Source organism: Aquihabitans sp. McL0605, assembly GCF_049993875.1.
GTDB lineage: Bacteria > Actinomycetota > Acidimicrobiia > Acidimicrobiales > Iamiaceae > Aquihabitans.
The window spans coordinates 3,143,645-3,164,842 of sequence record NZ_CP188252.1; the positions used below are offsets into that span (position 1 = coordinate 3,143,645).

Sequence of the window (21,198 nt, forward strand, 5' to 3'; positions counted from 1 at the left end):
GGGGTGACACCGAAGGGCACCGCCGCCGCACCGATCGGGTCCGGGCTGGTCAGGACGGTGGTGTGGGCGGCGGCGGGTCGCTCCTCGTGGCCACGTCGGAGCGACAACCGGATGGCCGCCTTCACGGAGGGAGGTCGACCGCCGCCTACGGTGCCCCGATGGCCAGCATCACCGGACGTGCCGCGAACTTCATGAGTCGACGGTTCCCCCACCTCGTCGCGAAGGGGACCCACAAGCAGGTGGCGCAGTTCCGTGAGAGCGGCGGCACCAAGGGCAACAAGATGTTCGGCAAGCCCGTCTTCCTGCTCGAGGTGGTGGGGCGCAAGAGCGGCGAGCCCCGCCCGGTGATGCTGATGCTGGTGACCCGGGGTGACGATCTGATCGTGGTCGGGTCCAACGGCGGCAACCCGGTGACGCCCAACTGGTACCGGAACCTGATGGCTGCGGACCAGACCGAGGTGCAGGTGGGCGCCGACCGCTGGCCGACGACGGCCCGTGAGGTCGAGGGCGACGAGCGCGAGCAGTGCTGGGCCCTGGCCGCCGAGGCCTACCCCGACTTCGACACCTACCAGCAGCTCACCGACCGCACGATCCCCGTAGCGGTGCTGGAGCGGGTCCCTTCCGCCTGAGCACGCCCCGACCGCTCGGCCCCGCGGGACCGATGGATGGTCAGTCACTGGAGTCGCGTTCCAGAGCTGCCGGAGCTTTACAGCGCTCGCCGATGATCGGGTAGTGCTCGGCCGGTCTCGCGGCGGCGCGGCGAGCGAGGGCTAGGGGCGAGGGCACCCGGCCGTTCGTTCGGGAGAGCACTGGATGCACGAACTCTTGGGGACAACCGTCGGCTTTCTACACTGACCGGCGCCGAGCGGCGAGGGGGTGGGTGGCGTGGGTTCGAGTGAGGGCTGGGTTCGGGCTGATGGTCGCGCGGGCAGATGGGCGCAGCGTGAAAGCCGGCGCCGGCAGTGGGATGTGTTTCGGGCGAACTGGCCTCTGCTGGTGGGCGTTCCAGTCGCGCTCGCGGCACTTGGCCTCGTCGCCGGCGAGTGGATCGGAGGGTGGTGGGGTGGATTTCTGGCGGGAGCAATGATCGTCCTCGGCCTCGCGTTCCCTGTGTACGTCCTGATCATGGTCACGGGTTCAGCCCAACGGTCGATGGGGTCATCCGCAGAGAAGCAGGTGTCTGAGGAGATCCATCGAGGGCTGGCCAAGGAAGCCCATTCGTTCGACCGGATCTCGTTCAAGACCTGGGACGTGGACCACCTCGTTGTGAGCCGGGCTCGTGCGCTGATCGTTGAGACCAAGTGGAGTGCCGAGCCGTGGGACCTCGATAGCCCGGATGATCGTCTTCTTAAGGCGGCTCACCAGGCGACCAGGAGCCGACGGTCTGTCGGTCACTTCCTGGGTTCACCTCAGATCGCCCTTCCTCTTGAGGTTGGGGCGGTCGTCGTGCTGTGCGGTCGGATCCGAGCTAGCGCGATGGGTACGCGATCGATCGACGGATGCCCGGTGGTGTCCGTTCGGGAGTTGCGAGGATGGATCGCGTCGTGGTGTTTAAGCGGTGGGGACTCGGTGATCGACACGGAGTCGCTCGAGGCAGGTTGCCGAAACCTCGCCACTTACCTCGAGGCCCGCGATGAATTCGACGCAGCGGCCAAGCCAGAACCGTTCTTCGTTTTGCACGGCGTCCTCGCGCCGGCGGAGGCGCTGTGGGAGGGGATCTCGGCGTTTCTGGCGGGAGTGATCCTCCCTGCGCTTCTGTGCTTCGTTCTCCGGAGCGAGCTTTGGATTGCATTGGGGCTGGCGGCGCTGATGTCCGTTGCGGTAGGGATCACGCTGCTCTGGGTGAACCGGCGGGCCGCGCTTTTCGGATGGCTGGCAGGCGGCGCTCTCCTCGCCGTGAGTCTTGCCGTCGCGGTGTTGAGAGCGGTCTGATCGGTTGTTTCGAGGTCGACACCTGACGAGCGAGATCCGGTGGTCGCGAGGCGAGTGCATCGAGCAGGTCGTAGGGCCCGGCGTAGCCACGCGGACAGCGGTCTCTTGGTTGGGTCCCCTAGTGTCCGATTTGCGCGGTGGAGGGATGCGGCTCGGGAGGGCGCATCACATGGCGAAGCGGGCAGCGGTCGTTGGCGCCATCCCTGGCGTCCCCGTAGGTACGACCTATTCGGGTCGGAAGGCGGCGATGCACTTGTCGATGCATCGACAACATGGCGCAGGGATCGACTTTGATGGAACGACTCGTCTGAGCGTCGCGGTGGCGCTGAACGAGGGGTACGAGGACGATCTCGACTACGGCAGCCTCATCCTCTACACCGGTGAAGGTGGGAAGACGGATGGTGTGCACACGCACGATCAGACGTTCACTGGAGGCAACGAAGGACTACGCAATGCCCACCGAGTGGGAAGCCCTGTTCGGGTTCTTCGCGGTCCGGAGTTGAGATCGCCGCATGCGCCGAGCAGCGGATATCGATACGACGGTCTCTATGCCGTGACGGAGGTCTGGCGAGACACTGGGAAGGGTGGCTTCCAGGTCTGCCGCTTCAAGCTCGAAGGGATCGGTGGGGAGGCATCAATGCTCTCCGCTCCCGAGTTCCACCCAGAGATTCGGCACCGTTCAGGGGTGGTTACCCGCCGCATTCGCGACACCGCTGTCGCTCGTGAGGTGAAGGAGCTACACGGCTTCGCATGCCAGGTGTGCGGAGAAGCTGTCTTGGTGCCGGGTGGTGGATACGCCGAAGGCGCCCACGTCGTCCCCCTCGGCCGCCCGCATGACGGACCCGATTCCCTCCCGAACCTCTTGTGCCTCTGTCCCAATGACCACGTGCGGCTCGATGCAGGTGCCATCCAGATCGAAGACGATCTATCGATCACGTGCACCCTCACTGGTGTATCCCTCGGCCGCCTGCGTGAGGTTCGCGGTCATCGACTTTCACTGGCCTCGGTCCGCTACCACCGCGCCAAGGTCGTCACGTCGTAGGGGTGTTCCGGCCCCCCGGGGAGCTGGCTGCACTGGAATGCGCTCGACCCGTTGCGTCGGGATTGCTCCTCGACCGTGTCGGCGGAGCCAGCCGTCCCTGACGTCGCTTTAGTCCGCAAGCAGGGCCAACGCGACGATGAGCATCGATTGCTCATCACTCCTGTCGTGGGTGGGCGCACGCTCTGTTCATGACCTCCACCCGAACGCTCATCACCACCATCACCGGCCTGTCTCTGGCCCTGACCAGCACCCTGTTGCCGCTGCGGGCGTCTCCCGCGTCGGCGGTTCCGGTGCCGCACTCCATCACCGCCACCGTCCAGGCGGACTCGCCGGCGGGCAAGCAGTTCACGGGCGGGACCACCGCGCCGCGCCTCTCCGGCAACGGCCGGTTCGCCACCTACAGCGATCGCGACGGGCAGACCTACGTCAAGGATCTGCTCACCACCAAGGTCGAGCTGGTCTCGGTGAACGATGCCGGCCAGCCCGCCAACCAGGAGAGCTGGGTCCTCGACATCAGCGATGACGGCAACCGGATCCTGTTCAACTCGGAGCTCGCCACCAACCTGTCCAAGGCCCCCTACGCCGAGGCCGACCTGTACCTCCGCGACCGCGCCGCCCACACCACCACCCGGGTCAGCTACCTGCCCGGCAACGTGGCGTCGTACGCGGCCAGCGCCGCCATCAGCGGCAACGGCAAGTCAGTGGTCTGGAGCGACCACGACACCGGGTACACGTGGGCTCGAGACCTGCCCAACGGCGTCGCCACCCGGGTCGACCTGTCCAGCACCCAGGCCGGCGCCATCGCCAGCACGAGCACCGACGAGCTGGCCATGAGCTACGACGGCCGCTACGTGGCCTTCCGGTCCGATGCCGACAACCTGGTCCCCGGCAACCTGAACCCCGGCGGTGCCACCTTCCGCCGAGACCGCGTCAACAAGACCACGGAGCTCGCCAGCAGGGCCATGGGCGGCGTGAAGGCCGATGGCTACACGTTCGACGCGTCGATGAGCGATGACGGCCGGTACGTGGCCTTCTACAGCTACGCCACCAACCTCGTCGCCGGCGACGCCAACGGCGTCAAGGGCGATGCGTTCGTCTACGACTTCACCACCGGCATCATGCGGCTCGTCAGCCGCAACAACCAGGGCGTCCAGGGCAACGACACGTCCGACCAGGTGTCGATCAGCGGCGACGGCTTCTACGTGGTCTTCCAGTCCCGGGCGACCAACCTGGCCGGTGCCGGCAACGGTTTCGACCGCCTCTACCGCCGGGACCTCTTCGCCGGGACCACGAGCATCCTCGACACCGCGACCAACGGGACGATCTCCAGCCTCGGCAACAACCACCCGGTCGTCAGCGACGACGGCACGGTGACCGCCTTCTGGTCGAACGATGCCAACCTCGTCCCGGGCGACACCAACGGCACGTACGACGCCCTCATCCGCCTCCCCGAATCGATGGGCCCGCACACCGACCTCGGCCAGTTCGATGCAGCCGTGACCGGTCACCTGGGCGGCGACGCCAAGCAGGTCGGGGCCACCACCACGGCGCTGACCAACGGCCGCACCACCACCGCCCACGTCATCGCCACGCTGGCCCAGGGCTCGAGCTGCACGAAGGACCTGGCCCCGGTGGCCCGGCTCTACGACGCCTTCTTCCGCCGCCAGCCCGACCTCGGCGGGCTCGACTTCTGGGTGAAGAAGCACCAAGGCGGCACGTCGCTGTCGAAGGTGGCCTCGTCGTTCGCCAGTTCCAGCGAGTTCAAGACCAAGTACGGCAACACGACCAACGCCGCCTTCGTGACGCTGGTCTACAAGAACGTGCTCGACCGCCAGCCCGACGCTCCCGGCCTCCAGCACTGGGTGACCAAGATGGCCGGCGGCATGACCCGGGGTGACGTGATGGTCGCCTTCTCCGAGTCGAGCGAAGGGGTGCGGCACCTCGCCCCCGAGGTCGACTCGGTGGTCATCGGCCTCAAGCTGCTCGGCACCATGCCCTCGAAGACCCGCTACGCCGAGGCCGTCGCCGCCCGCAAGGCCACCGGTGCCGCTGAAGGTGCAGCGCTCATCTACCTCAACAGCGCCGAGTACGCCGCCAAGCACTGACCCCAGAGGGACACCCCAGCGAAGGGCCCGGCCGCGATGCCGGGCCCCTCGTCGCGCTCGACCCTCATCAGAGGCCCCTGGCCAGAGGATGTCCGTTTCCGCAGGTCAGATCGCCTGTTCGGTGTCAGACCCCCTCTCTACGGTCATCCGCATGGACCGGAGCCGCAGAGCGAGGACGTGCGACGTGGTGTCGGTGAACCGTCAGAAATCAGATAATCTGATCCTTATGCCGGAGATCTCAGCCACGGACGCATCTCGACGGTTCGCAGATCTCCTCGACGGGGTCGAGCACCGGGGCGAGAGCTACACGATCGTTCGGCGGGGCCGGGTGGTCGCGCGGCTGGAGCCGGTGGCCGCGGCGACGGGCGCGGATCTGAAGGTCCTGCTCGGGCGCCACCAGATCGACGATGCCTGGGCCGGCGAGGTTGCTGCCCTACGGGAGCAACTGGTCCCTGAGGAGCGGTTTTGAGGCTCGTCCTGCTCGACACCAGCACGTTGATCGACGTCGAACGATCGTCAGCCCGGCTCGTCGACCTCCTCGATGACGACGACGCACCGGCGCTCGCGGCCATCACCGTCGCCGAGCTCGGTGTCGGGGTGAGCATCGCCACCGGTAAGCGCAAGGCCCGTCGCCAAGCGTTCCTCGACGATCTCGTCGCCGCCCTTCCGATCATCGCCTACGACCTGACGGTGGCCGAGGCCCACCGGTCGCTGCTCGTCGCCGTCCGCCGGAGCGGGCGGCTCCGAGGAGCTCACGACCTGATCATCGCCGCCACCGCTGCGGCTACCGCGCGTGAGGTCATCACCGCCGATCGATCCGGGTTCGCGGATCTGCCGGGCGTCGCCGTCCGGTCTCCCTGAGCAAGCCCAGCACCTCGCGCCGATGGGCTGGCTCAGGAACCCAGTTCGCCGAGAGCCACGGGTGGGAGGTCGGAGCGGGTGCGCCAGGCGTGGTCGAGCGCGGCGGCCAGGGCCTTCGGCTGGCTCAGGTAGGGGCAGTGGCCGCCGGGGATCTCGGTCGGCTCGATGCCGAGGCGGTTGCGGACCACGTCGGCCATCCACTCGGCGGGGAAGAACCGATCGTCTCGACAGAGCAGGAACGTCGTCGGCACGGTCGGCCACGTCTCGAGCGGGCACGGGTCGGCGAACAGCGTGTCGGTCTGGCCGCGAGGCGGCTCCGTCTGCGCCAGCACCTCGGCGGGCACGTCGTGGAGGAACACGGTCTCGTCGGAGCCGTCGGGCAGGTGCTGAGCGGCCATGGCCTCGCCCTGGCCGACGTCGCCCCACCACTCGCCACCCGTCTCGCCCGGCAACGGCACCATCGCCGTGACGAAGGCCAGCAGCCCGACGGGCACCCGATCGGCCACCAGCGGCGCGATCAGCCCGCCCAGCGAGTGGCCCACCACGGCCAGATCGTCACGACGGTCGCCGATGGCCGCCACCGCGGCATCGACGTAGGCCTCCAGCCCGACCGGCTGGTCGCACGGGAGGTCGACCCCCACCAGCTCATGACCGAGCGCTTCCAGCTCGCCCTGCACCAGCCACCAGTCCGAACCGCGCCCGCCGGCACCGGGGAGCACGACGAAGCACGCCATGCGGCCGACGGTAGCGGCCGAGGTCCGTCCGGTCGACCGGCATCGCCCCACGTCACCGCCCTGAGCGCACCCCGCATGGGTAACGAACCGGGCCTCGGGCAGGTCACACCACCAATGCTGTTGTTCGTTGCCGCCCCGCCCGCCTCGACCAGGGAGGCCGGCAGGTCCGGCCTGCCGGCCCCGACCGGAGCCCCGGTCTCGTGAGCACGGAACCCGACCTCTCGCTCGTCGCAGCCCCCAAGCAGGACGGGTTGCTGCACCGGGCGGCGGAGGAGATCGCCGAGATGTTCGGCGTCCACCGCCAGCTCGACAAGCTGCTCTACGAGTCGGCCCAGCAGGTGGGCGGCGTCGAGTTCGCGTCGATCTTCAACCCGATCCCGATCGAGCGGCTGAACGCCAAGCCCCGGCCCGACGCCATCAACCACGACCAGGCGTTCCTGCGGTCGAACCCGCTGTCGTCGGCCGAGACCGAGTCGGCCCTCGGGCTGCTCGAGATCCTCCACGGCGACTTCGCCGGCGACAACATCGACGTGTTCGAGGCCTTCGCCGAACGGGAGAAGTTCTTCGAGCGCCTCGCGGACGGCCACTCGTTCGTGTTCGTCGGCTCGCACCTCGAGTTCCAGGACGTGGGCTTCAACCTCGGCTACCTGACGCGCGCCGCCCACCGGTACGGGTTCGACCGCCTCGACACGCGCACCACGCTGATGATCGGCCGGCTCCTCGGCTACCTCGAGGTGATGGGCCTCAACGTGATCGACGACATCCTCCGCAAGGCGTCCAACGTGCTCAAGACGTTCCCGGTCAGCGGCGGCGAAGCCGTCAACGAGGGCGACATCACCGACGAGGACCTCAACCGCCGGGTGCGCAACTTCCGCAAGCAGCAGAACACCCGCACCCGCCAGGAGTTCATGAACCTCATGACCTCCGACCACGGCCACCTCGTCATCGAGGCCGGCAGCGGTTCTCGAGACGCGAAGGACGAGCACGGCTACGTCGTCATGGAGCCGTTCGCCGGCGGAACCCGTGAAGACCTGTACCTCGCGGTCCAGGCCGGGGCGTCGATCTACCCGATCTTCGGCGACTACGGGAACACCGAGGAGCCGTCGGTGGTCGAGATCGGCAACGAGATCACGAGCCTGGCCAGCCCCCAGCACGCCCACGGCATCGGCGAGATCATCGCCAGCATGGGCAACCGGGCCCGAGGCGCGGCCGCCAAGGAGCACCCCGAGATCGCCCGCTTCCGCGCCCCGATCCGCTACGGCAACTACGAGGTCCACAAGGACTGACGCCCCCGGGCTCCTGACCTCGTACTTGTCCGATTCGCCAGGTCAGGGCCCGTTTCGCTGTCACACCCTCGCCGTACGGTCGGGTCATGGAACCAACACGGCACCTGCGGTCATGAGCTCGGCTCGCCTCGGCGCAGACCAAAGAATCCCACAAGCCAAGGGTCAGTGGTACGGTCACTCCATGAGTGGTGCATATGCAGTGACGATGGGAGATCGCGGCCGTCTGGTGGTGCCCGCAGAGCTCCGAGAGCGTGCGGGATTCGCCGCGGGCTCGCCCCTCGTGCTCGTCGAGACCGATGCCGGCGTGCTCCTCCTCACCCGCGAACAGGCGAGGGCCCGCGTCCGAGCGGGCCTCACCGGCACCGATCCGGTCGGTGATCTCCTGGCCGACCGCCGCCACGCCGCTGCGATCGAGAATCGTCCGTGATGGTCCTGGATGCCTCCGCCCTCCTCGCGTTCCTGAACGGGGAGAAGGGCGACGACGTGGTCGAGCGCGCCCTCGAGGACGGTGCCGTCGCGGGAGCGGCGAACTGGTCGGAGGTCGCCCAGAAGGTGGCCTTCCTGGGTCGCGACTGGCCGGTGGCGCGCGCCGTGCTCGAGAGCTACGGGATCTCGGTCGAGCCGGTCACCGCTGCCGACGCCGAGCGGGCCGCCGAGCGCTGGGTCGAAGCATCCGAGCTGTCCCTGGCTGACCGGCTCTGCCTGGCCCTGGCCGATCGTCTCCAGACCGAGGTGATGACCGCCGATCGAGCCTGGGGAAAGCAACCTCCGGTCCGCCAGATCCGCTGAGCGGCCGCGATCGGTGGCGGGCCGGGTGATGGTGTGGTCGGCTGGGGCGGTGGACGGGCGCGCCGTCCGCGATCGCACGCCCCGGAGGCACCCATGGCCGTCAACCCGATCCCCGACAACTACCCCCGCCTGGCGCCGTACGTGGCGGTCAAGGGCGCCGACGACGCCATCGCGTTCTACCGAGATGTGTTCGGGTTCGAGCAGCGCGGCGACGTGATGCGCTCGCCCGACGGGCGCGTCGGCCACGCCGAGCTCCTGCTGGGCGACTCGGTGCTGATGCTCGCCGACGAGTGGCCCGAAGTCGGCAACCTCGGCCCCCTCACGGTGGGCGGGTCGCCGGTCCAGCTCAGCATCTACGTCGACGACGTCGACGCCGTCTACGACAAGGCCATCGCCGGTGGCGCCACCTCCGTGCGCGCCCCCGAAGACCAGTTCTACGGCGACCGCATGGCCGGGGTGATCGACCCGTTCGGCCACCGCTGGAGCCTCGGCTCGCACATCGAAGACGTCGACGACGACGAGATGGCCCGCCGCGCCCAGGAGATGATGGGTGGCTGAGCCCGCCGCGGTCCGTCGGCGCGGGCTCCGCCAGCACCGGGCGACGATGCCTCGATGCTGATCCGGATCGAGGCGCACGACCTCCCCGGCCGCACCTTCGCCGCCTCCGACGAGCCGGCCGAAGGCCACGCCAACGTGCACGTCGGCGTGCCCCGGCGCGGGCATCCCGCTGACCTGCTCGACCTGACGCCCGGCGATGCCGCCTCAGCGGCCTGGACCACCGAGGTGGCGGTGAAGGCGGTCGACGCCGGGTTCGATGTCGTCGGTCCTCACATCCAGGGTCGGCCCGGCGACCGCTTCATCTACCTGTCGTGGGGCGATGTCGATGGCGACGGCGCCTTCGCCATGTTCCGGCGGGCGAAGGTCATGCTCGACGGGGTGCCCGCCACCACCCTGGCCGAGGCGGCCGGGCGCGGCGTGCTCGTCGGCTGCCTCGGCCTCACCGACGACAAGGGCGGCCCCCGGTGCGCGGCCGTCCGTCCCCCGCTGATCGAGTGGTTGGCCGCCGAGCCCTGAGCGGTCGGTCGTCAGCCCCCGCCGGGGACGAACGCCGGGCCCTGGGCGATCACCGCTCGAAGGGTGGTGGCATCGACCGGCGCGTAGTCCCAGACGTCGCAGCCCACGTTGAGCTGGCGACCGTCGACCCTCCACCGCTCGTGGATGTGGCCGTGGAGCAACCAGCCGCCGTGATCGATCGGCCGGTAGGGGACGAAGCGGTCGTCATCGTGCGAGTCGCCTCGGAAGGGGAAGTGGCACATCGGCACGACGACGCCGTCGCCCAGATCGACGGTCGCCTCGGTCACGATCTCGGAGAACCCGGCCTCGCGGTACGGGTCCACCCACCGCTCCCACTGCTTGTTGCCGGGCCAGCAGCGATCGTGGTTGCCGCTGACGAGGCGCTTGTCACCCACCAGCTCGGCCGCCCGGGCCAGCGATCGGTGGATCGGGCCGAGCGCCACGTCGCCCAGCACCCACACGGTGTCGTCGGGTGCGACGCGCTCGTTCCAGCGGCGGACCAGCTCGGCATCCATCTCGTCGGCATCGGCGAAGGGCCGGTCGCAGTACCGGATGATGTTCTCGTGCCCGAGGTGCAGGTCGCTGGTGAACCAGAGCGTCACGCCGATCTCCTTCCGCCGCCAGTCTGCCCAGCGGAACCCGTGCCCAGCACCTGAGATCGATGTGCTGGGCTGGGGGCATGCCCGCCGAAGCCGAGGCCGCTCCCATCGATCCGCCCACGGTGGTGGACATCCACATCGCGCCGGCCACCCGCCTGCCGATGAAGTCGGTCGACACGGTCGAGGCCGAGGCGGGCAAGGGCCTGGTGGGCGACCGCTACCACGGCACCCGCCACCGCCACGTCACGGTCCAGTCGCTTGCCGACCTGGTCGACGGTGCCGCCGCGCTCGGGTCGCCCATCGAGCCGGGCTCCACCCGCCGCAACATCACGATCTCCCACGGCGCCATCCCCACCAAGCCTGGCGAGCACATCACGATCGGCGGCGTGGAGCTCGAGGTGGTCCGCATCGCCGCTCCGTGCAAGCTCCTCGACGACGTCATCGGCGACGGCGCCCGCCACGCGCTCCGCCGTCGAGCCGGCACGGTCTTCCGCGTCCTCTCCTCCGGCCCCATCCACGTCGGCGACCCGGTCGACCTCGAGGTCGATGCGGCCTGAGCGCGGCGGTCAGGCGATGACGGCGACGCTGGCGGCGGCTTCGATGGTGGAGCGGGCGGCGTCGACCACGGACTGCACGGCTCGGGCCGTCGGGATCTGATCGGTGGCGTGATCGATCCGCTGCTTGGCGTGCTTGCGGGCCGACCGGTCCGGCGCCACCACCTCGAGCAGCTGGCACGGGCCGGACAGGGCGAGCAGCGTCGCCGTCCGCGGCTCGATTGGCCCGTCGCTCGCCGCCGCCGCCCGCACCGCGCCCAGCACGGCGTCCTGCGCCGCCAGGTCGAGGACCGGGTGGCGCGTCGGGCCCAGGCGCCCGGGTCGCTGCCGACCGACCACCCCGGCGGCGACCATGCCGTCCACCACCTCGCTCCACCCCGAGTGCCGGATCGACGCCAGCTGCGACTTCAGCTTGCGGCCCTTCCGGAGCCCCACGTTCTGGAGCGCCTGGCGGAGCAGCGGATGGTCGGGTGCGGTGCCGGTGAGCCCGATGCGTCCCCCTTCGAGCGTGACGTGGCCGTCGAGGACCAGCTCGGCGATCAGCGCTCCGGTGACACCGACCTCGGCCGCGGGCTGGTTGGCCGCGCCGCGGGCAGGCGCCCCGTTGGGGGCGAGGGCGAGCAGCACGAACGCTTCGGCGATGAGCATGCCGACAGGATGCCCCGTCCGGCGCGGGCCCAACCCGGGTCGAGCGAGCAGGCGGGGGGTGCGGTCGTTATGGTCCGCTCCATGTCGGAGAACTTGAAGGTGCTGGGGGACTACTCGGACGCGATGTTCGCGGGGGACACGGAGGCGGTGTTCTCGTTCTGGGCTCCCGAGTTCCACAGCCACGTGACGGATCGGCTCGCCGCCCACCGCGTCGGCGAGGACGTCCGCGGCGACGAGCAGGAGTGGTGGGAGCAGGTGCGCTCGGCGTTCCCCGACTACGAGTTCTCCGTGGAGCTGCTCATCGAGCACGAGGATCTGATCGTCTCCAACTGGTCGGTCCGCGGCACGTTCGACGGCGAGCCGTTCTTCGATCTACCGCCCTCGGGCGAGCGGATCGAGATCAACGGCACCGCGATCCTGCGGATGCGCGACGGCAAGATCGTCGAGCACTGGGGTGGCCCGCACTGCCAGAAGGGCCTCGGCCTCATCGTCTGACTCGAGCGGGCCAGCACCCCGGCGAGGCGGGTGAACGAAAGGGACAGCGTTCGCAGGAGCCCTCGACGGGAGGGCGAGCGCGCCGTCAGGCCGCGATGACGGTGGCCTGGGCCTCGGTGACCAGGTCGACGAACTCCGCTCGCTCGTCCGCGGTGAGCGCCTCGTACATCGGGGCGAGGGCGCGGTCGGTGGCCGCCTGGGCCAGGGCCCAGGCGTCGCGCACCTCGTCCTTGTCGGGGTGCGGCTCCTGCCAGCCGAACACCGGCAGCATGTACGGCGTGCGCCGGGCGACGGCGGCGTGCGGGCTGATGCCCTGGGTGAGCACGGCCGCGCCGTGCATGGCGCCGCGCAGCTCCCGCAGCGCGTTGACCCGGTGCACGGCCAGCGCCTTGGCCTGATCGTCGGCCGGCTCGTCGAGGCCTCGCCACCCGGCGAACAGCGGCGCGCCGGCCGTGGAGGCGGCATCGCCCAGGCGGCCCGCCAGTTCCGCCAGCCGCGCCGCGTCGACGTCGTCGCTCAGGTGGGCGTCGGCCCACCGGTGGCACACGCCGGCGAACTCCTCGGCGGCCTTCTCGCGCGGCATCACGTCGTCGGACCGGGCCCATGAAGCGGCCACGAAGTCGGGCTCCCAGAAGATGATCGACGCCGACACGACGCTGGCCGGCGCATCGCCCAGCACGCCGCAGCGGCCGGCGAGGTAGAAGTCGGCCCCTTCGAACCCGAGCGTGTTGCCGTACGCGTAGGTGTTCAGGTCGAGCATGAAGTGGGTGCCCAGCCCGTTGATCGAATCGCCCGAGGCGGCTGCTGCTTCCAGCGCGTCCATCCGTGTCCCCTGTCTGTGATGAGGAGGGGAGCTTGGCAGGCGCGCCGCTCTGGTGCGTTGCGTGTGGCCACCGACTCAGGAGGCGGCGGCCACGGCCTCCACGATCCGCGCCATCGCCGCGCCGGCCGCAGCCGTGTCGCCCATGTCGGGAGCGAACGCCTTGAGCGGGAGGTGCACGTCGGTCACGCCGGCGGCCACGAGCCGAGCCACGTCGGCGAGGGTGGCCGGCAGGTCGACGCCGTGGTCGTCGCGCACCAGCGCGGGCGCGGCGCGCACCTGGAGCGCCGCCGGATCGCGGCCCGCTGACGTGAGCCCGGCGCGCAGCAGCTCGATGCCGTCGGCCACCTCATCCGGGGTCGAGCCCATGATCGGGATCCACCCGTCGCCCAGCTCGACGATGCGCTGCAGGTTGCGGTGGCCGAGGGTCCCGGAGAACCACACCGGCAGGCGTTCCTGCACCGGCACCGGTGCGCACCACACCTGGCTGTCGATCCCGTCGACGCCGGTCACGTCGAGCGGGCCGCCTGACCACAGCGTCCGGCAGTCGGCGATCGTCCGATCGAGCAGTGCCCCCCGGTGGGTGAAGTCGAGGCCCACCGCGTCGAACTCCTCGCGCTGCCACCCCACGCCGACGCCCAGGTCGATGCGCCCGGCCGACAGCACGTCGATCGTCGCCACCGTCTTGGCCAGCAGCACGGCAGGCCGGACCGGGACCACGAGGATGCCGGTCAGGAACCGCACCCGTTCGGTCACCGCGGCCAGCGCGGCGATGGTGGTCAGCGGTTCGAGCCAGTCGGCCGTGGCGTCGGTGGGGAAGCGGCCCCACGGGTAGTCGGCGGTGTGGGGGCCCAGCACGACGTGGTCGGGCAGCACCAGCCGGTCGACCCCGGCCGCATCGGCCGCCCGGGCCAGGTCGAGCAGGTGCCGCCAGTCCCCGGTGGCGGGCACCCCGAACGTGGGGATGCCGAGCGAGACGTGAGGGCGGGGGGCAGGCACGCGCCGGAGCGTACGCGCCTCGCCCGCGGGATGAGCCGGGGGTCAGGCTTGGACGGGGACGGTCTGCTTCTCGGGGACGCTGGGGCCCTGCGGGCCGAAGCAGTTGGCGGTGACCTCGGCGGCCTGCGCGGTGGGGTCGGGCAGCTTGGGGACCGAGGGGTCGAACGTGTCGAAGTCGAACGCGTCGAGCAGGTCGCCCGCGGTCTCGCGCCGCCACTTCGAGATCAGCGGGGCCTCCACGCCGAACCGCTCCTCCAGGAACCGCAGCGTCGACGTGTGGTCGTAGACGTGGCTGTCGACCTTGCCGCCCCGGCTCCACGGCGACACGACCAGCCCGGGCACCCGCGGCCCCATCCCGATCGGCAGGCCGTTGACGAACTCGTCCTTCGTGCCCGGGTCGGGGACCGGCGGCGGCACGTGGTCGAAGAACCCGCCGTTCTCGTCGTAGCTGAAGATGAACGCGGTCTTCGCCCACAGCTTGGGGTTGGCCATGATCGCCTTGAGGTGCCGGTACACGTAGGCCTGCCCGGCGGCGGGGGCGAAGATCGGGTGCTCCGACAGGGCCTGCGGCGCCACGATCCACGACACCTGCGGCAGGTTGCCGGCCGCGCAGTCGGCCTCGAACTCGCTGACCTCGCGGTTGCGCATGGCCGACTCGTACAGGTCGCTGGTGGTGGGCAGGTCGTGGAACTGCTTGAAGAACTTGAGGTTGTTGTCGTCGAAGTCGTCGGCCTGGTGGTACACGGTCCAGCTGATCCCGGCCCGCTGCAGCCGCTCGGGATAGGTCTCCCACGTGTACGCGGTGCCGCTGTTGTCGATGGCCGGCCCGCCGCCGAGTGCGCCCGGATCGATCGTCCCGGTCATCAGGTAGTGGCGGTTCGGGTTGGTGGGGCCGAGCACCGAGCAGTGCCAGCGGTCGGCGAGGGTGAACTCGTCGGCCAGCGCGTTGTACCAGACCAGGTCGTCGGCGCCGAGGTAGCCCATCGCCTGCTGGCCCATGGTCTGGGCATACCCGTCCATCTTCCCGCCGTTCCACGCCGTGTGCTGCGCCTCCCAGCTGTGGTCGGGGTCGGCGCTGCACTGGCCGCCCGGGCCCTTCGCCGTCTGGAGGAACGGGAGGATGTAGCCGTCGGGGTGCTGGGTGGCCGGCTGGTACCAGATCGGCTTACCGTTCGGCAGCGTCAGCACGTCCGCGTCGCCGTAGCCCCGGACGCCCTTGCGGGTGCCGTAGAGCTGGTCGAACGAGCGGTTCTCCTGGAAGAAGATCACCACGTGGTCGATGTCGGTCAGCTTGGCCTTGGGCTTGGCGGCGGCCCGGGTGGTGGACACGGCCGAGCCGCCGCTCCCCCCGGAGCTGCAGCTCGACGCCACCGCGGCGGTGGCCGCCGCGGCGGCCGACAGCTGCAGGAACCGCCGGCGAGACAGCGAGCGCGATGACGACGTGTGTTCCATGCGGTGAGTTTCCCCCTCGTTCACCCGGACGTCAGATTGTAGGGACGCTCACCGGCGCATGCCGTCGGCATCCGCCGTCGACCGCCCACCCCCCCCGAACTTGTTGCACGGAGTGCTCCATGCAGCACTGGTTGCAACAAGTTCGTGGGGGTCGACCGCCCACCCCCCCCCGGAACTTGTTGCACGGAGTGCTCCATGCAGCACTGGTTGCAACAAGTTCGTGGGGGTGGCGGGATGTGGTGTGCTTGCGGGCGATGGCTACGGACCCGAAGGCTGCTCCTGCGGACGTGGCGGTGATGGCCGCCACCACCACCGACCGACGGCAGTTCGACGAGGCCTGGGCGTTCGAGCGCAAGCTCGACGGGTTCCGGGTGCTGGCGTGGGCCGACGGCGAGGGGGTGCGGCTGCGGTCGCGCAACGGCCAGGTCTACGACGAGACGTTCGCCGAGGTGACGGCCGCGCTGGAGACCCGGGCGAAGGGGTCGCTGCTGGTCGACGGCGAGGTGGTGGTCTTCGAGGACGGCCAGACGAGCTTCTCCCAGCTCCAGCAGCGCCTCGGCACCACCACCTCGTACCGCACCGGGAAGCGGGAGCCGGCCCGGCCCGACATCGCCGTCCAGTACGTGGTGTTCGACCTCCTCTGGTTCGACGGGCACGACATCCGCACGCTCCCGCTCGAAGCTCGGCAGGAGGCGCTGCGCGACGTGATCGACTGGGGCGGTCCGCTCATCCGCAGCGAGGCCCTGCCCGGCGACGCCGAGGAGCTCCTGGCCCAGGCGTGCAAGCTCGGGTGGGAGGGCCTGATCGCCAAGCGGCTGGCGTCGACCTACCAGCCCCGGCGCAGCAAGGACTGGCTGAAGCTGAAGTGCACCGCCGCCCAGGAGTTCGTCGTGGGCGGCTTCACCGAGCCCAAGGGCGCGCGGTCGGGGCTGGGCGCGCTGATGGTCGGCTACTACGACGGCGACCGGCTCCGGTACGCCGGCAAGGTCGGCACCGGCTTCGACGACGCCACCCTCCGCTCCCTGCACGCCGAGCTGGCGGCCATCGAACGGCCCGACGCGCCGTTCGCCGACCCGGTCCGCGAGCCGCGGGTCCACTGGGTCGACCCGACGATGGTCGTGCAGGTGGGCTTCGCCGAGTGGACCGGCACCGACCACCTCCGCCACCCCCGCTACCTCGGCCGCCGTCCCGACAAGGCACCCACCGAGGTGGTGCGGGAGCCACCCATCGCCTGAACCGCCGGCAGGATCGGACCGGTCGTCTGCGGGAGGCCGCGGGAGGTGGAACACTCGCCTTCGATGTTCCGCCTCGACGACGACTGGGTGTTCAGCGCCAGCGACCTGGTGACGGCGCTGCGCTGCGAGTACCAGCTGCTCCAGAAGCGGGCCGAGAAGGCCGACCTGGTGGCACCGCTCGTCGTGCCGGCCGACGCGCTGATGGCCCGGGCGGCCGACCTGGGCCTGGGCCACGAGGACACCGTGCACCAGGACCTGATCGGGCGCTACGGCGAAGGCGGGGACGGTGGCGTGGTGGAGATCGCCCAGCCCAGCACCAAGAGCCGCGCCGAGCTGGAGGCGGCCCACGAGGCCACCCGGCTGGCGATGGAGAAGGGCGCCCAGGTGGTGTTCCAGGGGGCCTTCTTCGATGGTCGCTTCCACGGCCTGGCCGACTTCCTGGTGCGCACGCCGGGCGCCGACGGCATCGTCCGCTACGAGCCCGCCGACACCAAGTTCGCCCGCCACGCCCGGGTCGAGGCGCTGCTCCAGCTGGCGTCGTACGCCTCGCAGATCGAGGCCATGGGCCTGCCGGCGCCGATCGACGTCCACCTCTGGCTGGGCGACGGCACCACCAGCACCCACCGCTACGCCGACCTGCGGCCGATCCTCGTCGACCGCGCCGACCGGATGCGCCACCTGCTCGAGCTCCCGCTCGCCGCTCCGCTGTGGGGCGACCCGGCGCTGCGCCAGTGCGGCCGATGCCCCTACTGCAAGGCGGCGGCCGAGGACCGGCGAGACCTCCTGCTCGTCGCCGGCATGCGGGTCGACCAGCGCCGGGTGCTGGCCGAGGCCGGCATCGCCACGGTGGAGCAGCTGGCCGCGGCCACCGAGGCCCCCGAGGCCATGAAGGAGCAGGTGTTCGCCAAGCTCCACGCCCAGGCCGTGCTCCAAGCGGGCCAGGACGCCAGTCGCAGCCTGGAGCAGCCCGACGGCGAGGTCTCCGCCGAGCTGATCGATCCGTCCGGCATCGCCCTCATCCCCGAGCCCAACCCCGGCGACGTGTTCTTCGACTTCGAGGGCGACCCCCTCCACCTCGAAGCGGGCTGGACCGACCTCGGCCTCGAGTACCTGTGGGGCACGATCATCCACGGCGACGACGGCGGCCCGCACTACGACCCCATCTGGGCCCACGACCGGCACCAGGAGCGGCTCGCGCTCGAGCAGTTCATCGACTGGCTTACCGCCCGCCGCAGCACGCCGGGCTTCGAAGGGCTGCACGTGTACCACTACGCGCCGTATGAGGTCACCGCCCTCAAGCGCCTCGTGCAGCGCTACGGCACCCGGTCCGACGAGCTCGACACGCTCCTGAAGGACGGCGTGTTCGTCGACCTGTACGGGGTGGTCCGCCGCTCGGTGCGCGTCTCCCAGCGCAGCTACAGCATCAAGAAGCTCGAGCCCCTCTACATGGGCGACGACCTCCAGCGCGACGACGAGGGCGTGACCGGCGGAGCCGAGTCGATCGTCTGGTACGCCGAGTTCCAGACGCTCCGCGACGACGGCGACGACGCCGCGGCCGCGGCCAAGCTCGAAGCGCTGCGCGCCTACAACGACTACGACTGCCTCTCCACCCTGCGCCTGCGCGACTGGCTCCTCGCCCTGCCGGGTGGCGAGCGCCCCACGGCGGCCGATGCGGCGGCCCCCACGGTCACGCCGCCCGCCAAGCCCAACCCCGCGCGCGAGCTGGCCGAGCTGCTGCGGGCCCCGCTGATCGACATCCCCCGGACCCAGCGCACGCCCCAGCAGCAGGCGGTGCTGATGATCGCCGCCGCGCTCGAGTACCACCGCCGCGAGGTGCTGCCGTTCTGGTGGGACCACTTCCGGCGGGTCGGTGCGCCGGTCGAGGACTGGGAGCACGACGGCGAGATGATCGTGCTGCAGCAGGCCGAGATCACCGTGGTCGCCGACTGGCACCGGCCCAAGACCAAGTTCGAGCGCACGTTCCGGGCCCTGGTCGACCTGCCCGGCTCGTTCAAGCTCACGCCCGGAGACCGGCAGCTGTTCGCCATCCACGATGCGCCCGTCCCCGGCCACGCCACCCACCCGGTGGGCGTGGAGCGCGGCGTCGCCAAGACCATCACGTTCGACGCCATCGAGCCGGTTGGCGAGCAGTACCTCGTCATGCTCACCGAGTCGCTCCCGGCGAAGGTCTCGGCGATCGCCGCGGAGCACGACCCGTTCCCCGCGGCGATCAGCGCCGACAACGGCTTGGAGGGCACACCGCTCGCCGCCGCCATCCTGGCGCTGGCCGCCACCTGCCTGCGCGCCGACGGCACCTTCGCCGAGCAGCCGGCGATGGACCTGCTGCAACGGTTGCCCCCGCGCCTGATCAGCGGCGGAGGCCTGCCTGCCGCGGGCGACGATGTGGCGGCCGCCATCGTGCGCACGCTCCACGACCTCGACCGGTCGTACCTGGCGGTCCAGGGCCCGCCCGGCACCGGCAAGAGCACCACCGGTGCCCGGGTGATCTCCGCCCTGATCGACGAGGGGTGGAAGATCGGGGTGGTCGCCCAGTCGCACCGCACCGTGGAGGGCTTCCTCGACAAGGTGGTGCACGAGGGCGTCGACGCGGCCCGCGTGCTCAAGAAGGAGAAGGGGAGCGGGTCGCACCTCGGCACCGCCACCGACGACGCGGGGCTGCTGGCCTGCGCCACGTCGGGCCCCGAGGCGGGCGGCTGCTTGATCGGCGGCACCACCTGGGACTTCGTCAGCAACAAGCGGGTGCCGGCGGGGACCCTCGACCTGCTGGTCGTCGACGAGGCCGGCCAGTTCTCCCTGGCCGACACCATCGCCGTGTCGCGGGTGGCGCCCCGGCTGCTGCTGCTCGGCGACCCGCAGCAGCTCCCGCAGGTCAGCCAGGCCCTGCACCCCGAGCCGGTCGACCGGGCTGCGCTCGGCTGGCTCACCGACGGCCACGACACCCTGCCGCCCGAGCTCGGCTACTTCCTCGCCTGCACCTACCGGATGCGCCCCGAGCTCACGACCGTCGTGTCGGGCCTGGCGTACGACGGACGGCTCGAGGCCGAGGCCGGCACCCGCGACCGAACGCTCGACGGCGTCGAGCCCGGCCTGCACACCCACCTCGTCGCCCACCAGGGCAACCGGGCCGCGTCGAACGAGGAGGCCGACGAGGTGGTGCGCCTGGCTGCCAGCCTGATCGGGCGCACCTGGACCGATCCGCACGACCGCGACCATCCGGGGACCCGCCCGCTCGGCCCGCTCGACGTGATCGTGGTCGCCCCGTTCAACGCCCAGGTCAACCGCATCCGAGAGCGCCTCGACCGGGCCGGGCTCCCCGCGGTGGCGGTCGGCACCGTCGACAAGTTCCAGGGCCGCGAGGCCGCGGTGGTGGTGGTGTCGATGGCCGCCTCGGCCGCCGACAGCAGCTCGCGCGGGGCCGGGTTCCTCCTGTCGCGGCACCGGCTCAACGTGGCCATCTCGCGGGCGCAGCACTCGGCCCACCTCATCCACGCGCCGCAGCTCACCGACTTCGTCCCGGCCACGCCCGCCGGCCTCGAGCGCCTCGGCGCGTTCCTCGGCGTGTCGCAGGCCGGCCGGGCCCGGGGCTGATCGTGCCGGCCGAGGCGGGGGTGTCGGCCGACGAGCTGGCCGCGCTCGACGCCATGGGGGCCAAGGGCACGTGGGCGGTCGACGGCGTGGACCTGACGGTCAGCAACCTCGACAAGGTGCTGTTCCCGGCCCGCCCCGACGAGGAGCCCGTGACCAAGCGCGACCTGCTGCGCTACCTCGGCCAGGTGTCGGGGGCGATGCTCCCGTACTTCGCGGGCCGGCCCTGCAACATGGTCCGCCACCCCAACGGCACCGACGCCGGCGGCTTCTGGGCCAAGGCCGCCCCCAAGCGGGCCCCCGAGTGGATGACCCAGTGGCCCAACGAGGACGCGGCGAAGGACGAGACCCGCTGGTACGTGGTGGTCGACCGCCCGGCCACCCTGCTCTACATGGCCAACCTGGCGGCGGTGGAGTACCACCCGTGGACGTCGAGCTGCGCCACGAGCCGCGAGCCCGACTGGGCCCTCATCGACCTCGACCCCGGCACCGAGACCACGTGGGAGCAGGTCGTGCTGCTGGCCAAGATGCACCAGGTCGCCCTCGACCAGCTGGGCCTCCAGGCGGGGATCAAGGTCACGGGCAAGCGCGGCATCCAGATCTGGATCCCCGTCGAGCCCGGCCTCGGCTTCGACGACACCCTGGCCTGGGTGGAGAAGCTGTCGATCATGGTCGGCAACCTCGTGCCCGACCTCGTGAGCTGGGCGTGGACCAAGGCCGACCGCGGCGGCAAGGCCCGCCTCGACTACACGCAGAACATCCGCAACAAGACGCTGGTCGGCCCGTTCAGCCCTCGCGCCGCAGACGGCGCCCCCGTCTCGGTGCCCATCACCTGGGACGAGCTCGACGACCCCGACCTCGCGCCCGACCGCTGGACCGTCCGCACCCTCCCGGCCCGCCTGGCCGACGTCGGCGACCCGATGGCCGACCTGCTCGGCCTCCACCAGCAGCTGCCACCCCTCTGACC

At 70.8% G+C, this 21,198-nt stretch carries 22 protein-coding genes; 16 read left to right on the top strand and 6 right to left on the bottom strand.

What is annotated here, in order from left to right:
- The first annotated feature begins 158 nt into the window (after window positions 1-158).
- From ACPPVX_RS14490 to ACPPVX_RS14515, 6 genes are all read left to right on the top strand, one after another.
- Complete coding sequence (locus ACPPVX_RS14490) at window positions 159-629, top strand: nitroreductase family deazaflavin-dependent oxidoreductase (protein ID WP_426571271.1); 471 nt, start codon at window positions 159-161, stop codon at window positions 627-629.
- Between the two features lie 367 nt (window positions 630-996).
- Window positions 997-1,932 (top strand): hypothetical protein, encoded by a 936-nt coding sequence (locus ACPPVX_RS14495; protein ID WP_426571272.1) that lies wholly within the window; start codon window positions 997-999, stop codon window positions 1,930-1,932.
- A gap of 169 nt (window positions 1,933-2,101) precedes the next feature.
- Window positions 2,102-2,974, top strand: a complete 873-nt coding sequence (locus ACPPVX_RS14500; RefSeq protein WP_426571273.1) for a YDG/SRA domain-containing protein — start codon at window positions 2,102-2,104, stop codon at window positions 2,972-2,974.
- Window positions 2,975-3,162: 188 nt separating this feature from the next.
- Window positions 3,163-5,079, top strand: a complete 1,917-nt coding sequence (locus ACPPVX_RS14505) for a DUF4214 domain-containing protein (RefSeq protein ID WP_426571274.1) — start codon at window positions 3,163-3,165, stop codon at window positions 5,077-5,079.
- A gap of 184 nt (window positions 5,080-5,263) precedes the next feature.
- On the top strand, window positions 5,264-5,548 hold the full coding sequence (locus tag ACPPVX_RS14510; protein WP_426571275.1) for a type II toxin-antitoxin system Phd/YefM family antitoxin: 285 nt from the start codon (window positions 5,264-5,266) through the stop codon (window positions 5,546-5,548).
- Entirely contained in the window at window positions 5,545-5,940 is a 396-nt protein-coding gene (locus ACPPVX_RS14515; protein ID WP_426571276.1) for a PIN domain-containing protein, read from the top strand. The genes ACPPVX_RS14510 and ACPPVX_RS14515 overlap by 4 nt, the downstream gene beginning before the upstream one ends.
- Window positions 5,941-5,972: 32 nt before the next feature.
- On the opposite strand, the gene ACPPVX_RS14520 is transcribed toward ACPPVX_RS14515, so the two are convergent.
- Window positions 5,973-6,674 carry an alpha/beta fold hydrolase gene (locus ACPPVX_RS14520; RefSeq protein WP_426571277.1) on the bottom strand — a complete coding sequence of 234 codons (702 nt, stop codon included), beginning with the start codon at window positions 6,672-6,674 and terminating at the stop codon, window positions 5,973-5,975.
- A gap of 200 nt (window positions 6,675-6,874) precedes the next feature.
- Between ACPPVX_RS14520 and ACPPVX_RS14525 the strand changes: the two genes are divergently transcribed.
- From ACPPVX_RS14525 to ACPPVX_RS14545, 5 genes are all read left to right on the top strand, one after another.
- On the top strand, window positions 6,875-7,960 hold the full coding sequence (locus ACPPVX_RS14525; protein WP_426571278.1) for a hypothetical protein: 1,086 nt from the start codon (window positions 6,875-6,877) through the stop codon (window positions 7,958-7,960).
- Window positions 7,961-8,141: 181 nt separating this feature from the next.
- Window positions 8,142-8,387, top strand: coding sequence for an AbrB/MazE/SpoVT family DNA-binding domain-containing protein (locus ACPPVX_RS14530; RefSeq protein WP_426571279.1), 246 nt, complete (start codon window positions 8,142-8,144; stop codon window positions 8,385-8,387).
- Window positions 8,387-8,749, top strand: a complete 363-nt coding sequence (locus ACPPVX_RS14535) for a PIN domain-containing protein (protein ID WP_426571280.1) — start codon at window positions 8,387-8,389, stop codon at window positions 8,747-8,749. Before ACPPVX_RS14530 ends, ACPPVX_RS14535 begins: the two co-directional genes overlap by 1 nt.
- Before the next feature lie 93 nt (window positions 8,750-8,842).
- Window positions 8,843-9,307 carry a VOC family protein gene (locus ACPPVX_RS14540; RefSeq protein WP_426571281.1) on the top strand — a complete coding sequence of 155 codons (465 nt, stop codon included), beginning with the start codon at window positions 8,843-8,845 and terminating at the stop codon, window positions 9,305-9,307.
- Window positions 9,308-9,361: 54 nt separating this feature from the next.
- Window positions 9,362-9,823: a DUF5990 family protein gene (locus tag ACPPVX_RS14545; RefSeq protein WP_426571282.1), complete on the top strand. Its 462-nt coding sequence runs from the start codon at window positions 9,362-9,364 to the stop codon at window positions 9,821-9,823.
- Between the two features lie 11 nt (window positions 9,824-9,834).
- On the opposite strand, the gene ACPPVX_RS14550 is transcribed toward ACPPVX_RS14545, so the two are convergent.
- Window positions 9,835-10,425 carry a metallophosphoesterase gene (locus ACPPVX_RS14550; RefSeq protein ID WP_426571283.1) on the bottom strand — a complete coding sequence of 197 codons (591 nt, stop codon included), beginning with the start codon at window positions 10,423-10,425 and terminating at the stop codon, window positions 9,835-9,837.
- A 77-nt stretch (window positions 10,426-10,502) separates the two neighbouring features.
- Here ACPPVX_RS14550 and ACPPVX_RS14555 point away from each other — a divergent pair, with 77 nt between their 5' ends.
- Window positions 10,503-10,979 carry an MOSC domain-containing protein gene (locus ACPPVX_RS14555; RefSeq protein WP_426571284.1) on the top strand — a complete coding sequence of 159 codons (477 nt, stop codon included), beginning with the start codon at window positions 10,503-10,505 and terminating at the stop codon, window positions 10,977-10,979.
- Window positions 10,980-10,988: 9 nt separating this feature from the next.
- Here the strand turns inward: ACPPVX_RS14555 and ACPPVX_RS14560 are convergent, their stop codons facing one another.
- A complete protein-coding gene (locus ACPPVX_RS14560; RefSeq protein WP_426571285.1) occupies window positions 10,989-11,624 on the bottom strand; it encodes a GOLPH3/VPS74 family protein in 636 nt (211 codons plus the stop codon).
- Window positions 11,625-11,705: 81 nt separating this feature from the next.
- Here ACPPVX_RS14560 and ACPPVX_RS14565 point away from each other — a divergent pair, with 81 nt between their 5' ends.
- Entirely contained in the window at window positions 11,706-12,119 is a 414-nt protein-coding gene (locus ACPPVX_RS14565) for an ester cyclase (RefSeq protein ID WP_426571286.1), read from the top strand.
- An 85-nt stretch (window positions 12,120-12,204) separates the two neighbouring features.
- Here ACPPVX_RS14565 and ACPPVX_RS14570 read toward each other — a convergent pair whose 3' ends face one another.
- The 3 genes from ACPPVX_RS14570 to ACPPVX_RS14580 form a co-directional block, all read right to left on the bottom strand.
- Window positions 12,205-12,942: a helix-turn-helix domain-containing protein gene (locus ACPPVX_RS14570; protein ID WP_426571287.1), complete on the bottom strand. Its 738-nt coding sequence runs from the start codon at window positions 12,940-12,942 to the stop codon at window positions 12,205-12,207.
- Window positions 12,943-13,017: 75 nt separating this feature from the next.
- A complete protein-coding gene (locus ACPPVX_RS14575) occupies window positions 13,018-13,938 on the bottom strand; it encodes a TIGR03619 family F420-dependent LLM class oxidoreductase (protein ID WP_426571288.1) in 921 nt (306 codons plus the stop codon).
- Between the two features lie 42 nt (window positions 13,939-13,980).
- Window positions 13,981-15,390, bottom strand: coding sequence for a phospholipase C (locus ACPPVX_RS14580; RefSeq protein WP_426571289.1), 1,410 nt, complete (start codon window positions 15,388-15,390; stop codon window positions 13,981-13,983).
- A gap of 296 nt (window positions 15,391-15,686) precedes the next feature.
- Here ACPPVX_RS14580 and ligD point away from each other — a divergent pair, with 296 nt between their 5' ends.
- The 3 genes from ligD to ACPPVX_RS14595 all read left to right on the top strand — a co-directional run bounded on the left by ligD (window position 15,687) and on the right by ACPPVX_RS14595 (window position 21,196).
- Entirely contained in the window at window positions 15,687-16,625 is a 939-nt protein-coding gene (gene ligD, locus ACPPVX_RS14585) for a non-homologous end-joining DNA ligase (RefSeq protein WP_426571290.1), read from the top strand.
- A gap of 63 nt (window positions 16,626-16,688) precedes the next feature.
- Window positions 16,689-20,234 carry a TM0106 family RecB-like putative nuclease gene (locus tag ACPPVX_RS14590; RefSeq protein ID WP_426571291.1) on the top strand — a complete coding sequence of 1,182 codons (3,546 nt, stop codon included), beginning with the start codon at window positions 16,689-16,691 and terminating at the stop codon, window positions 20,232-20,234.
- 2 nt (window positions 20,235-20,236) lie between these two features.
- Window positions 20,237-21,196: a DNA polymerase domain-containing protein gene (locus tag ACPPVX_RS14595; RefSeq protein WP_426571292.1), complete on the top strand. Its 960-nt coding sequence runs from the start codon at window positions 20,237-20,239 to the stop codon at window positions 21,194-21,196.
- Window positions 21,197-21,198: the final 2 nt, after the last annotated feature.